Origin of the sequence: Zobellia roscoffensis, from assembly GCF_015330165.1 — a bacterium.
GTDB classification, from domain to species: domain Bacteria; phylum Bacteroidota; class Bacteroidia; order Flavobacteriales; family Flavobacteriaceae; genus Zobellia; species Zobellia roscoffensis.
Map to the genome: position 1 here is coordinate 2,090,137 of NZ_JADDXT010000002.1, position 12,781 is coordinate 2,102,917.

A 12,781-nucleotide genomic window follows, 5' to 3' on the forward strand; every position below is an offset into this window, starting at 1 on the left:
TCTTGAACTAATTATGATACAAATCAATTTAAACAAATAACATAGTATATGGCATTAGTAGAAAAAGCACCGCATGAAAAAGAGCTGTTTGGGCATCCGGTAGGTTTATATATTCTGTTTTTTACAGAAATGTGGGAGCGGTTTTCGTACTACGGAATGCGGGCATTATTTACGCTGTTTTTAGTGGCGGAAACTACATCAAGCAACGCCGGTTTTGGTTGGAGTAATGATGATGCTTTGGCGCTTTATGGCTGGTACACCATGTTGGTTTACGTTTCCTCAATTCCCGGAGGGTGGATTGCGGATAGATTCTTGGGGCAAAAGAAAACCGTAATGCTCGGTGGTGCTCTTTTATGTATCGGTCATGCCATATTGGCCATGAATTCCGAGACTTCTTTTTATGTGGGATGTCTCTTTATAATATTGGGGGTAGGGTGTCTTAAACCTAATATTTCTTCTATGGTGGGTGGTTTGTACAAGCCAAAAGATGAAAGACGAGATTTAGGTTTTTATATTTTCTACATGGGTATTAATATTGGAGGCTTTTTGGCACCTATCTTATGCGGTTATGTTGGAGAGCAAATCAATTGGCACTATGGTTTTGGTCTTGCTGCTATTGGTATGTTTTTGGGCCAAGCGGTATATGTTTGGGGACAGAAGTATCTAACGCATGTTGGTAATCTTATTAGTAGAAAGAACGAAGCTGATCGCGAGATTTTAGATAAGCCACTTACAAGTATAGAGAAGGATAGAATTAAGGTTCTACTGATTTCATTTCTTCTGATTATTTTGTTTTGGGCGGCTTTTGAACAGGCCGGTGGATTAATGAATCTGTATGCAATGCAAAAGACAGATCGTAATTTCTTCGGTCTTTTTGAAATTCCAGCTTCGGTTTTTCAGTCGGTCAACTCATTCTTTATCATTACCCTGGCTACCGTAGTGGGAGGCTTTTGGTTGAGATGGCGAAAAGCAGGAAAAGAATCTTCTTCAATCTTTAAGATTGCCGTGGGAATGGTGATTATGGCCCTTGGATTTGGTTTTATGAGTGCGGCATCTATGCAATATGAGGCTAATGGTTCATCTGCAATGTACTGGCTTATTTTTGCTTATTTATTACATACCATTGGAGAGCTTTGTGCGTCTCCGGTTTCTTTATCTTACATTACTAAATTAGCTCCGCTTAAATATGCCTCTATCATCATGGGGCTCTATTGGGCGGCAACAGGCCTTGGTAACAAGGTCGCAGGTTTAATAGGCCAGGCTTCTCAATCTTTAGGGGAATTTGAGATATTTACGGGAATCGCAGTTATTTGGTCGGCAATAGGGATTCTGGTAATAGTAATGCTGAAACCTTTGAAGCGACTAGCTCACGGAGCAGAAGATGGTGAAACTAAAATCTCAAATGAGGTCCAAGAAGATTTTAATATCGAAGGACATGCTTAATTAGAATGTTCAAAATAATAAGCTCCCTTTTCGCCTGTAGCGTGAAAAGGGAGTTTTCTTTTTATACAGGTTCGTTTCCACCTATTGATATAAGAAGTATAATTGCTGCCATCAGCAATGATATATTTTGGTTTTAAAGTAGAAATAGCTCTTTCAAGATTCAGCTTGGGGGATTGGGTGAGAATAAGATATTCTACCGGCGTTTCGGTAGTTGGAACAACTCCAAGGCTGTCAATTACTAAAACCGACTTGTCCTTCCAGATATAGCTGTTTTTTGATATAGAGTGAGATGTGTTCAATATTCGTTCGGCAATACTATAATCCTGAACGATGTTTTTTATACGAATAGAATCATTTGTGAAGGCTGTTAAGTGCCTCCCGTTTTGATGTATGAATACGGTATTTTTGGTTTGATGCGCCAGCAGTAATACATCTTTTTCAGAAGTTTGATACTCCATATACAAACCCCATAGTTGAAAGCTGATAATTGCAATGGTAAGTGCAATTACCTTTTTAAAGTTAGGTTGGGACAGTAGAATTATCAACAGAAATAGAATACCGTAAGCAATCACCATTTGGACGGCATCAAAAGAGATGTTCTTAAAAATAAAAGCTTCCTGTTGGGCAACCCAACTGATAATAGAATTCATCCACCCGATTAAGGTGTTATAGATAAAAACTAAAAAGTTGGGTAAAGCATCTAGTATTGCTAGCAATATTACTAAGATACCCATCCCTAAAATGAGCCCCAATGCTGGTACGATAAGTAAATTGCTAATAAAAAATAATCCGGGAAATTGATGGAAATAAAATAGACTTATAGGAAGCACACCTAACTGCGCTGCGATACTAACAGAAAGCAATTGCCATATCTTGCGGACCATTTTTTTCTTTGGGAACCATAATTTTTGTAAAAGAGGATAGAGCCAAACAATAGCCAAAACAGCAGCATAACTCATTTGAAAACCCACTTGGAAAAGTAGGTTGGGATTTATTACCAACAAAATGAAGAACATGGATAGGGCAAGAATATTAAATGTGTTCTTAGGTCTATTCAAATACATGCTGTAGGCTACAAAAGAAAACATGGTAACCGCTCTAACGACAGATGCGGAAAATCCGGACAAGAGGGCGAAGCCCCAGAGTAAAAGTACAACCAAAAAAAGTTTTAAAGTTTTCCCTCTTGGGAGCCGTTCCATGGGGCGTAAAAGGAATTGCAGTAGTACCAGTAGAATGCCAATATGAAGTCCGGACACAGCAAGAATATGAACCGCTCCGGCATTCTTATAATCGGTATACGTTTCTTCGGAGATATCGTTTCGTTGTCCTAGGAGTAAAGCTTGAATAATACTTAGTTCATTTTTGCCAAACTGGGCTTTGCGTAATTGGGCGATGATGTGGGCACGAGCTTTTGCAGCTATGCCATAAATGGTAGCGGGAGGATGTTGTAGCGTAATAAACTCATCTTTGGTCAATCTAAATTGGTGTGATATACCCAAATCTTTTAAGTATGCCTTGTAGTTAAATTGATGTGGATTTAATGGAGCTCTAACTTCAATAGGAGTAGCGAAAAATACTAATTCATCATCTACCTGAAGGTTTTGGAACGTGGTGTCTTTAGGAAAACTGATTAAGACCTTGCCTTCCGCATTTTTGTGGTCTAGTGTTTGGACGTTACCAATATATCGATTTGAAAAAGACGAGGACTTTAAAACCTCCGAAACTTGTATCCTCCATGTATGGTTTCCTGAAAAGTCCTGATTGACATAATGATGGGGTTTATTTTTGGGAAGTGAGAGTGATACGGCTAAAATGCCAATACAGAAAGTGGTTAAAATAGTAACATAACCAAAGAGCGGGGACTCGTTCTTTTTATCCGTGAAGCGTAAAACCCCTAAAAATAGAAGCAGAATAAGAGCAGCAAATAGCGGGAAGTATAGATTCGGACTAAGATGATTTCCAGCTACAATACCCAGAATCAAAACTAATGTAAGTTTGATGGGTATGAAGCGTAGTAATTTCATTTACAGGATTCGGGTGGCTTTTATGAAGGCACTGTTCCAGTACCCTTCTCGCAAAGAAGATACGATAACGCCACGAGAAGATGATGAATGAACAAACTTAATTTCATCGCCCTTTACCGAAACCACCATGCCTACGTGATTAATGCGTTTACTCCGTTTACTGGTTTTAAAGAATAGTAAATCTCCCTTCTCTACATCGCGCACACGAATGTTTTTACCTTCTTCGGCCATATGGTAAGAAGTGCGTGGCAGTTTGATGTCATTTTCGCCAAAGGCAACATACAGAAGGCCCGAGCAGTCCATTCCTTTCTTTGTAGTACCCCCAAATTTGTATCGCACACCTGAGAATTTTAAGGCGGAATCAATAACATCATCCGCTTTTGAGTTTTTTACTGTACTGGATTTTCTGACCGTTACGCGTTCTCTTTTAGGGTCTTCCGTAGTTTTAGCAGCGACACTTATCTTACGCGGCTGACTTTGGGCGACTTTCTTTTTAGAGGAGCCACAACTGGCAACTAGGCTTATAGTTAATATGAAAAAGAGTTTCCGAAGCATGCGTATCGTTACTTTTCTTGATTGAACATCAAGGGTATATACCAAAATTAAACATTTTCTATGATAAGGGTAGCGGCATTCTTGCTGGCGCCTCTACCGCCTAGTTTTTTCTCTAGCTCGTTATAAGCCTGTATTTGGGCTATGCGAGCAGGTCCTTCTAGTATTTTGTTCAGTTCGGTTCGGATATTATTGGTGGTCAAATCATTTTGAATCAGCTCTTTTACCACCTCTTTTTTCATAATCAGGTTTACAAGAGAAATGAATTCAAGCGTTATAATGCGTTTGGCAATTTGGTAAGACAGCCAGTTGGCTTTATAACAAACTACTTGCGGTACTTTAAAAATGGCGGTTTCAAGTGTGGCCGTACCACTCGTGACCAAAGCGGCATGCGATATGCTAAGGAGGTCGTACGTTTTGTTGGTTACAAAATTAACGTTGGGATTTTTAAGAAACGGCTCATAAAAATCATGGTCAAGACTAGGTGCGCCTGCTATTACGAACTGATAAGCGGTAAAGTCTTTAACGACGGATAGCATCAGGTTCAGCATTTTTTGAACTTCTTGCTTTCGGCTACCAGGTAACAAGGCAATAATTAATTTGTCAGGGTCTAGATTGTTTTCTTTTCGGAATTGCTGCTCGTCAACGGAATTTCGGCCTTCAATAGCATCAATAAGCGGGTGGCCCACAAAATTAACTGGGTAATTGTGTTTCTTTTCGTAAAATTCTTTCTCAAATGGAAGTATTACGTGCATGGCATCAATATCCCTTTTGATGTCTTTAATGCGACCTTCCCTAGAAGCCCAGATTTGAGGAGATATGTAGTAGTTGGTTTTAAAACCTTTCTCTTTTGCCCATTTGCCAATACGTAGGTTAAAACCGGAATAGTCAATAAAAACGATAACATCTGGTTGAAACTTTTCAATATCAGCTTTACAGAATTTAATGGCCTTTGCAATTGTACCTAAATTCATAAGCACTTCTAAAAAGCCCATAAAGGCCATTTCTTTGTAATGCTTTACCAAAGTACCGCCAGCCTTTTGCATAAGGTCTCCACCCCAAAAGCGAATGTCCGCATCAGGGTCTTTGGCAATAAGAGCTTTCATGAGGTTAGAGCCGTGTAGGTCTCCAGATGCTTCGCCTGCTATGATGTAGTACTTCATTATAAATTAAATACTTTTTATACCTGCCCTTTAATTAAGGAGAACTCGGTTCTGGAAAAATTCGTATCCCCAGCCCGTTAAATTTACGACTTAGAAAATCTTATAGTAAAGAATAGCTAATGCGGTTATAAGGGTAGCTATGAGGACACCTTTTGCTCTGTTGTCTCTCCTGATTCTTAAAAAGCCGAAAAAAGCAATAAGGTTTAGAATGGCACCTAAGGCTAAAAGACTGCCAATATGACCCTGTTGTACTGCTGCCTGAAAGGTTTCGGCTATGCCAAATTCTGAGAATAACAGAATGTAGAGTAAGGTGCCAATTGTGTTGGCTATAATCCCTACTATGAATCCGATGACAAGTTCTTTTTTAACGTTCATGTTTTTCAACTTTGTTCTATGTTTTTTGGTAGTGCAAAGGTATACTTCTATGGTAAACGATTATTGGTTATTCAAATTGCCACCCGTTCAATTGTTGAATGGCATGATGTGCAGTAAGGTCAAACTGAGTAGGGACAATAGATACGTAATTGTTGGCTAATGCCCACTCGTCCGTATCCTCACCTTTATCCAATAATTCAAATTCACCTGTTAGCCAATAATAATCTTTACCAGCCGGACTGGTACGCTTGTCAAATTTCTCTTTCCAGTTGGCACGTGCTTGTCGGCAGATTTTTATGCCTTTTATGTTTTCTTTTTGAGCTTTTGGAATATTAACGTTCAATACCACTCCTTTTGGGATACTATTTTCCAATGATTCACTAACTATTTTCTTGATAATTTCTCCTGCTTGATCAAAATCAGCATTCCAAGAATAGTCACAAAGTGAAAAACCTATGGCGGGAATACCTTCAATTCCGGCCTCGATGGCAGCACTCATCGTTCCTGAGTAGATAACGTTAATAGAAGAGTTGGAGCCGTGGTTTATGCCGCTTACACATATATCTGGTTTGCGGTTTAATAATTCTTGGAGTGCCATTTTTACACAATCGGCAGGAGTTCCGCTGCAACTATATTCTTCTAAAGCACCCTGTTTTTCATCTACCACAATTTTATTGGCATGCAAGGTGTTATCTATGGTTATAGCGTGTCCTTGACCAGATTGTGGGCCATCTGGGGCAACCACAACAACATCTCCTATGTCTTTCATGTAGCGGATTAGTGCACGAATGCCTGGGGCTGTAATTCCGTCATCGTTTGTGACTAAGATTAAAGGTTTTTTCATACCGAATACTTTATACGGCAAAAATACGTTTACAGAACACAACGACCTAAGTTCGTTTAACAAAAAATTAGTGTATCAGCTCTAAAGGTGGCATAGTTTTTTCAGTATCTTAGGGAATTCATTACTTTTAAGTGTGAAAATCACAATCTTCCCCAAGATTGGCTATTTTAAAATTTCGAAAAAAAAATATATGAAAAGGAATCTTGCCTATTCTCTTTTGGTAATGTTAATATCAGTTGCTTCATGCAGCTTTACCAATAAGTCTTTTGAGACCGATGACAAAGACAAATTACTGTTAGATTTAATTACTTATGTGCTTGAAAAGGGACACTATGAGCCTAAAAATATCGATGATGATTTTTCGGTAAGTGTTTTTGAGGATTTTATTGATGTTCTGGATCCTACAAAGAGATATTTCTTGGAAGAGGATGTTCAGGAATTTGAGCAATATAAGTTTCAATTGGACGATCAAATAAAAAGTACAGATATTTCTTTTTTCAACTTGGTGTATGATAGGCTCGTACAACGTATGGAAGAAGCTAAAGTATTGTATAAAGAGGTTCTGGAAAAACCTTTTGATTACAGTAAAAAAGAGAGCATCAATGTAGATTATGAGAAAATGACTTTCGCAGCTTCAAGGAAAGACTTGAAAGAGCGTTGGAGGCAACAGCTTAAATATGCCACTTTAGGAACATATGATTCTAAAATGAAAGGTGTTGAAAGAGGTGATGTATTTGAAGGAAAAGAAGGGTCTGAAAAGTCGAAGCCAATGACACCTAAAGAGGCAGAAAAATCGGCTAGGGTATCTACGCAGAAGACCTTAGATGAGTTTTTCGATTTCGTAAATGATTTAGAGCGTAAAGATTGGTTTGTACAATATATTAATACGATTGTAGATGAATTTGACCCTCACACCTATTATTTCGCGCCTGATGAAAAAGATAAGTTTGACACAAGTATGTCAGGTAAGTTTGAAGGTATCGGAGCGCGATTGCAAAAGAAACCAGAGGGTGCTAAAATTGTAGATATTATTTCTGGAGGACCAGTATGGAGAGATGCTCGTTTGGAAGTGGGAGACCTTATTCTTAAAGTAGGTCAAGAAGGTGAAGAGCCAATTAATATTGTAGGCATGCGTTTAGACGATGCTATTAAATTGATAAAAGGCCCTAAAGCTACTATTGTAGAGCTTACAGTTCGTAAAATAGATGGATCTTTAGATATTGTAGAGCTAACTAGAGATGTTGTAGAGCTTGAAGAGTCTTTTGCAAAATCGGCAAGTATAATCAAGAGTGATGAGAAGTTTGGTATTATTGATTTGCCTAAGTTTTATGTTGATTTTGATGATTATACGGAAAGAAATGCAGCTACTGATGTGGCTAAAGAAGTAGAGCGATTGAAAGAAGAAGGCGCCGAAGGTCTTATTATAGATTTGAGAGACAATGGTGGTGGGTCTTTAAAGACTGTTGTTGAAATGGCAGGTCTTTTTATTAAAGACGGACCAATAGTTCAAGTTCGTTCTTCTGGAAAAGGTAAGGATGTTTATGATGATAAAGATGAGCGCATTCAATGGGATGGCCCATTAGTAATCTTGGTTAATGAGTTATCTGCTTCTGCTTCTGAAATTTTGGCAGCTGCAATGCAAGATTACAAGAGAGCTATTGTTATTGGTAGCAAGCAAACTTTCGGAAAAGGAACCGTGCAGAACGTAATTCCTTTGGATAACATTGTAAGAAGCAATGACCATGGAGATTTAGGTGCTATTAAATTAACTACCCAGAAGTTCTATCGTATTAACGGTGGGTCTACTCAATTAGAAGGAGTTAAAAGTGATGTAGTCGTTCCAGACAAGTATAGCTATATTGATTTAGGTGAAAGAGATCAAGCAAACCCTTTAAAATGGGATAAAATATCTCCAGCAGATTATAAGCCATGGGATGGTTATATTGATTATGAGCAGACGGTAGCTAATAGTACAAAGAGAATGGCTAACAATCCGCAAATAAAACTGATTGAGGAAAATGCTAAATGGTTAAAGTCGGAAAGTGATGAAATGGAAATTTCGTTAAACTATGATGCGTATCGAGCAGATGAAAAAGAACACAAGAAAAAATCTGATTACTTTAAAGTGATAGGTGATTATGATTCTAAACTATCTTTTGGGTCATTGAAGTATGAAGAGCAGTTGTTTACTAAAGATTCTGTATTACGTGAAAAGCGTGACAGATGGCACAAGGCCTTGGCTAAAGATGTCTATGTAGAAGAAGCTGTAAACGTGCTTGAAGATTTAAAGAACAATAAAATTGAACACGGTAAATTGGCCGCTGTTAAAGGATAAAAGATAATTTTTTATTGAGAAGCCCTGATACTAATGTGTCAGGGCTTTTTTATTTACAGATTTTCTTTTGTGTGTTCGCCAAACCTAGAAAGCAATAATTGTAGCTTAGGGTGAATGTAACTTTGGCAAAATGGCTTTTCAGGGTTGCTATAATAGTAATTTTTGAACTGTATTTCAGAAGGTTTGAAAGCAACGAAAGGGAGTACCGTGGTAATCAATTTATTATCAAAACAGGTTTCTAATGTATTCAGGATTATACTAGTCTCAGTTTCTTGTTCTGTTGAAAATGTATAGATTGCAGAACGATATTTGCTGCGCATACTATGGTTAGACACACTTTTGTGGGTGTGAAGATGAATTTCTATTATAGTTTTTAAGCTGATGGTAGTAGGGGTGAAATGGACTATGACAGCTTCGGAGAAGGAACTATTGTTTCCAGATGAAGCAACAAAACCTTGTTCAACTTTGTTTACACCTTTTAAGGATTGAAAAACGGCTTCTGTACACCAGTGACAACCACCTCCTAAAGCTATTTTGTGCAACACCATAATTAGGTAAGTTGAAACCCGTTTAGAAAGTCTTCTACTTTTTTAAATGGCATTTCACACGGTTTTAGATTTTCTAAGTTGGAGGTAACATAGTAATTGAGGCTAATAAAGTCATTTCCACCTAATTCCTCTGCATATACCTTGTGGCTATTGCCATTATTGAAATCAGATCGGGTTACCCCATATCTTTTCTCGTTGTAGATTACTTGGCAATAGCCCACAGGCAATTTTCTAATACGTTTTAGCAATGGGGTCATTAAGCTGAGACACCTTTCAGTTTGTCGGTATGCATCTTTCTAAGTTTAGCCAACTTCGGAGTGATTACAGCGCTACAATACCCTTGTGAGGTATTGTTTCTATAATAATCTTGGTGATAGTCCTCGGCGTCGTAAAAAACCGGCAGAGCGCTTAATTCGGTAACAATTGGGTCTTCAAAGTAAGAAACTAATTCTTTAATTACCGTTTCAGCAACTGTTTTTTGTGTATCATTATGATAGTAGATTACAGAACGGTATTGCGTACCAACATCACCGCCTTGTCTGTTAAGTGAAGTAGGGTCATGACTCGTCATAAAAACAATCAACAAATCTTGATATGAGATTACGGAAGGGTCAAAAGTTACCTGTACTACCTCTGCATGACCCGTAAGCCCAGAGCATACTTCTTTATAAGTAGGTTTGCCAGGTGCAGTACCGCCCGTATAGCCGGAGACTAATTTCTCAATACCTTTTAATTCTTGTAAAACTGCTTCTATACACCAAAAACATCCTCCTCCTAGGGTGGCTGTCTCTAAATTTTTATTTTCCATTTGTAATGCTTTCTTTTTGTAGTTTCATTGATTCTGAATTAATGCAGTAGCGTAGGCCACTTGGTTCAGGGCCATCGGGGAAAATATGTCCTAAATGGGCATCGCAAGTATTGCACATAACCTCTACCCGAATCATACCAAAAGAAGAATCTTTCTCATATTTAATGGCATTTTCTTTTATGGGTTGTGTAAAACTTGGCCAACCTGTCCCTGATTCAAATTTAATGGTTGAATCAAATAAAGGCGTATCACAACAAATACAATTATATTTTCCTGCGTCATGGGCACTGCATAAAGCACCAGTATGCGCTTGTTCTGTGCCTTTCTTTCTAGTAATTCTGAACTGTTCAGGGCTAAGTGTTTCTCGCCATTCGGCTTCAGTTTTTTCTACCCTTTTATCCGGTTCTGGATTTCCGTTTACACTAAAACTAATTACATCTTTCCATGTAAGCATAACTTTCCTTTCTGTTTTGACTAATTCGTTAGATAAACTAGATTACAAAATAAATACATTGCACTATATGAAATGTGCTTATTTGTCGAAATTTTTAGCTTTTACTTACATTTGACATATGAATAAAACCTCCAAAAATAAACTTATATATTCTGTATTAATGTTGGCCTGTATAGCTGGCTTTTGGCTATTTGAGAATTTCTATACACCTGATACCTATTCTCAACAAACAGAGAACGGACCAACAACTTCCGTAGCAAGTAATTTAATACCAGGTTCCACTACGGGAGATATTGTGGAGCATAGTCATTATATGCTGTCTTATAACGAACCTTTTGAGCAGGCGGAGTGGGTAGCTTATACGTTGAAAAAAGAACATTTGACCAATGATGACCGTAAACGACCTTATTTTATTGAGGACCCCAAGGTGCGAACAAAATCTGCCGATTGGCGAAATTATAAAGGGTCTGGCTATGATAGGGGGCATTTATGCCCTGCAGGAGATAGGAGGTTTACCGAACAAGCATATAACGAGACGTTTTATACTAGTAATATAAGCCCGCAAGACCGAGAATTTAATGCTGGTATTTGGAATGAATTAGAAATGCAAGTTCGTATTTGGGCCAAGCAGCACGGGGAAATTTTTGTGATTACTGCGGGCGTATTAGAAGAAGGTTTGGATGAAATAGGGCAAGAAGATGTTGATGTGCCCCGATATTATTACAAAATTGTAGCACGTGGTAACGGTGATGATTTAAAGATTTTAGCTTTTTTGATGGAAGGAAAACAAAGTTCTAAACCCTTAAAACGATTTGTGGTATCGGTTCATGAGGTTGAAAAACGTACGGGCATCGATTTTTTTCAAAAGATCTCCAAACAACAACAAGATCAGTTGGAAGCCAAAGTTGATACAGGTAGTTGGAAGTTTAAATTTTAAAGGGAATATTTTTTAAATACCTTCCTTTAAACGGTTTGCATCCAGCTTCAAGAAAATGAACAATAGGGCCGTAAAAAATAAAAGTCCCGATCCACCGTAACTAAAGAAGGGTAGGGGAATACCAATGGTAGGCAGTACGCCAATAACCATTCCAATATTAATAAAGTAATGTATCAATAGAATTGAAATTACCCCGTAACCATACATTCGGGCAAAGCCGGTTTTTTGGCGTTCTGATAGATAGACCAGACGTAATAGTAAAAAGGTAAAAAGTAAGACTACTGTTGCTGTGCCCAAAAAGCCCCATTCTTCACCAACGGTACTAAAGATATAATCTGTATGTTGTTCAGGAACAAAATCCCCTTTGGTTCGCGTCCCCTCTAAAAAACCTTTTCCGAAGAAACCACCGGATTCAATTGCTTTTTCAGACTGATAGGTGTTGTAACCAATCGTCTTTCGGATTTGCTCTAGTTTAGCAGGGTCTTTTTCCAAACGTAACCAAAGACTGAAACGGTCACGGTGGCGTTGTTCAAAAACATTGTTGAAAACAAAATCTACCGAAAGGGAGAATAAAAGCGTGAGAACCACTGCTATTACGGTCGGAATCACCGGAACCTTAAATTTTTTCTTTTTTAAGAGGAAGAACAGAATCAATATAAGTGCAATGCCAATAGTAATCCAAATGGTGCCGAACATCAACGTGGTTACGAATATAAGAATGGCAAAAAAGGCGATTCCCAAATAATAGATAGGGAGTCCTTCTCTAAAAATTACAAAGCTTAAAGAGAAAAAAACCAATGCACTACCAGGGTCAGGTTGAGGTATAATTAATATTGCCGGAATCAAAATGATTAGGAATGCGTACAGCTGATCTTTATTCCGTTTAATGTCTGTTTGTATATCACTCAGATATTTAGCTAAAGCAAGGGCTGTGGCCACTTTGGCGAGCTCAGAGGGTTGTAAGTTAAAGAACCCCAGGTCATACCAAGAAGTTGCACCGGCAATAGTTTTACCAAAAGCAAATAGACCTAGCAGTAGAACCATTGATATTATATAGAGCACACTAGAGAAACGCTCATAAAAGTTGGCTTCTAGCGCCAATAGAATTACGATAGACGCAAAACTGGTAAGAATAAAGAAAAGCTGTTTGCCATGAAGTGTTCCAAAGTCGAATATAGAAGAATCGCTTTCGGAAAATGTACTGGAGTAAATATTTACCCACCCAATTGTCAATAGGAGTACATAAAACAAAACGGAAAGCCAATCAAGACGTTTGAGGACACTTTTACCGGCCATAA

13 protein-coding genes are annotated in these 12,781 nt (G+C 38.1%); 3 read left to right on the forward strand and 10 right to left on the reverse strand.

All coding sequences use genetic code 11. The annotated features are described in order from the left end of the window. The first annotated feature begins 48 nt into the window (after nucleotides 1-48). Entirely contained in the window at nucleotides 49-1,443 is a 1,395-nt protein-coding gene (locus tag IWC72_RS08775) for a peptide MFS transporter (RefSeq protein WP_194529513.1), read from the forward strand. On the opposite strand, the gene IWC72_RS08780 is transcribed toward IWC72_RS08775, so the two are convergent. From IWC72_RS08780 to surE, 5 genes are all read right to left on the reverse strand, one after another. Then, complete coding sequence (locus IWC72_RS08780; protein ID WP_194529514.1) at nucleotides 1,440-3,467, reverse strand: ComEC/Rec2 family competence protein; 2,028 nt, start codon at nucleotides 3,465-3,467, stop codon at nucleotides 1,440-1,442. The two genes, IWC72_RS08775 and IWC72_RS08780, sit on opposite strands and share 4 nt — an antisense overlap. Continuing rightward, complete coding sequence (locus tag IWC72_RS08785) at nucleotides 3,468-4,067, reverse strand: C40 family peptidase (RefSeq protein WP_394370096.1); 600 nt, start codon at nucleotides 4,065-4,067, stop codon at nucleotides 3,468-3,470. 2 nt (nucleotides 4,068-4,069) lie between these two features. Then, nucleotides 4,070-5,182: a lipid-A-disaccharide synthase gene (gene lpxB, locus IWC72_RS08790; protein WP_194529515.1), complete on the reverse strand. Its 1,113-nt coding sequence runs from the start codon at nucleotides 5,180-5,182 to the stop codon at nucleotides 4,070-4,072. Nucleotides 5,183-5,272: 90 nt separating this feature from the next. Further along, complete coding sequence (locus tag IWC72_RS08795) at nucleotides 5,273-5,557, reverse strand: hypothetical protein (RefSeq protein WP_194525841.1); 285 nt, start codon at nucleotides 5,555-5,557, stop codon at nucleotides 5,273-5,275. A 67-nt stretch (nucleotides 5,558-5,624) separates the two neighbouring features. After that, nucleotides 5,625-6,401, reverse strand: coding sequence for a 5'/3'-nucleotidase SurE (gene surE, locus IWC72_RS08800; protein ID WP_194529516.1), 777 nt, complete (start codon nucleotides 6,399-6,401; stop codon nucleotides 5,625-5,627). 190 nt (nucleotides 6,402-6,591) lie between these two features. Between surE and IWC72_RS08805 the strand changes: the two genes are divergently transcribed. Further along, entirely contained in the window at nucleotides 6,592-8,736 is a 2,145-nt protein-coding gene (locus IWC72_RS08805) for a carboxy terminal-processing peptidase (RefSeq protein WP_194529517.1), read from the forward strand. A 53-nt stretch (nucleotides 8,737-8,789) separates the two neighbouring features. Here IWC72_RS08805 and IWC72_RS08810 read toward each other — a convergent pair whose 3' ends face one another. The 4 genes from IWC72_RS08810 to msrB are packed head-to-tail and all read right to left on the reverse strand — an operon-like array spanning nucleotide 8,790 to nucleotide 10,546. After that, complete coding sequence (locus tag IWC72_RS08810; protein WP_194529518.1) at nucleotides 8,790-9,284, reverse strand: peptide-methionine (S)-S-oxide reductase; 495 nt, start codon at nucleotides 9,282-9,284, stop codon at nucleotides 8,790-8,792. Nucleotides 9,285-9,286: 2 nt separating this feature from the next. Continuing rightward, on the reverse strand, nucleotides 9,287-9,541 hold the full coding sequence (locus tag IWC72_RS08815) for a peptide methionine sulfoxide reductase (RefSeq protein WP_194529519.1): 255 nt from the start codon (nucleotides 9,539-9,541) through the stop codon (nucleotides 9,287-9,289). Further along, the gene (gene msrA, locus IWC72_RS08820; RefSeq protein WP_194529520.1) at nucleotides 9,541-10,092 is read right to left on the reverse strand and encodes a peptide-methionine (S)-S-oxide reductase MsrA; all 552 of its coding nucleotides are present in this window, start codon (nucleotides 10,090-10,092) and stop codon (nucleotides 9,541-9,543) included. The genes IWC72_RS08815 and msrA overlap by 1 nt, the downstream gene beginning before the upstream one ends. After that, on the reverse strand, nucleotides 10,082-10,546 hold the full coding sequence (gene msrB / locus IWC72_RS08825) for a peptide-methionine (R)-S-oxide reductase MsrB (protein WP_194525847.1): 465 nt from the start codon (nucleotides 10,544-10,546) through the stop codon (nucleotides 10,082-10,084). Before msrB ends, msrA begins: the two co-directional genes overlap by 11 nt. Nucleotides 10,547-10,664: 118 nt before the next feature. Between msrB and IWC72_RS08830 the strand changes: the two genes are divergently transcribed. Next, on the forward strand, nucleotides 10,665-11,483 hold the full coding sequence (locus tag IWC72_RS08830; RefSeq protein ID WP_194529521.1) for a DNA/RNA non-specific endonuclease: 819 nt from the start codon (nucleotides 10,665-10,667) through the stop codon (nucleotides 11,481-11,483). Nucleotides 11,484-11,495: 12 nt separating this feature from the next. Here the strand turns inward: IWC72_RS08830 and rodA are convergent, their stop codons facing one another. Next, nucleotides 11,496-12,779 carry a rod shape-determining protein RodA gene (rodA, locus tag IWC72_RS08835; protein WP_194525849.1) on the reverse strand — a complete coding sequence of 428 codons (1,284 nt, stop codon included), beginning with the start codon at nucleotides 12,777-12,779 and terminating at the stop codon, nucleotides 11,496-11,498. Between the last annotated feature and the right edge of the window lie 2 nt (nucleotides 12,780-12,781).

What these genes read in the sequence shown, in the direction of transcription:
- IWC72_RS08775 (WP_194529513.1), top strand. Translation starts at nt 49, where the DNA reads ATGGCATTAGTAGAAAAAGCACCGCATGAAAAAGAGCTGTTTGGGCAT.
- IWC72_RS08780 (WP_194529514.1), bottom strand. Translation starts at nt 3,467, where the DNA reads ATGAAATTACTACGCTTCATACCCATCAAACTTACATTAGTTTTGATT.
- lpxB (WP_194529515.1), bottom strand. Translation starts at nt 5,182, where the DNA reads ATGAAGTACTACATCATAGCAGGCGAAGCATCTGGAGACCTACACGGC.
- IWC72_RS08795 (WP_194525841.1), bottom strand. Translation starts at nt 5,557, where the DNA reads ATGAACGTTAAAAAAGAACTTGTCATCGGATTCATAGTAGGGATTATA.
- surE (WP_194529516.1), bottom strand. Translation starts at nt 6,401, where the DNA reads ATGAAAAAACCTTTAATCTTAGTCACAAACGATGACGGAATTACAGCC.
- IWC72_RS08805 (WP_194529517.1), top strand. Translation starts at nt 6,592, where the DNA reads ATGAAAAGGAATCTTGCCTATTCTCTTTTGGTAATGTTAATATCAGTT.
- IWC72_RS08810 (WP_194529518.1), bottom strand. Translation starts at nt 9,284, where the DNA reads ATGGTGTTGCACAAAATAGCTTTAGGAGGTGGTTGTCACTGGTGTACA.
- IWC72_RS08815 (WP_194529519.1), bottom strand. Translation starts at nt 9,541, where the DNA reads ATGACCCCATTGCTAAAACGTATTAGAAAATTGCCTGTGGGCTATTGC.
- msrA (WP_194529520.1), bottom strand. Translation starts at nt 10,092, where the DNA reads ATGGAAAATAAAAATTTAGAGACAGCCACCCTAGGAGGAGGATGTTTT.
- msrB (WP_194525847.1), bottom strand. Translation starts at nt 10,546, where the DNA reads ATGCTTACATGGAAAGATGTAATTAGTTTTAGTGTAAACGGAAATCCA.
- IWC72_RS08830 (WP_194529521.1), top strand. Translation starts at nt 10,665, where the DNA reads ATGAATAAAACCTCCAAAAATAAACTTATATATTCTGTATTAATGTTG.
- rodA (WP_194525849.1), bottom strand. Translation starts at nt 12,779, where the DNA reads ATGGCCGGTAAAAGTGTCCTCAAACGTCTTGATTGGCTTTCCGTTTTG.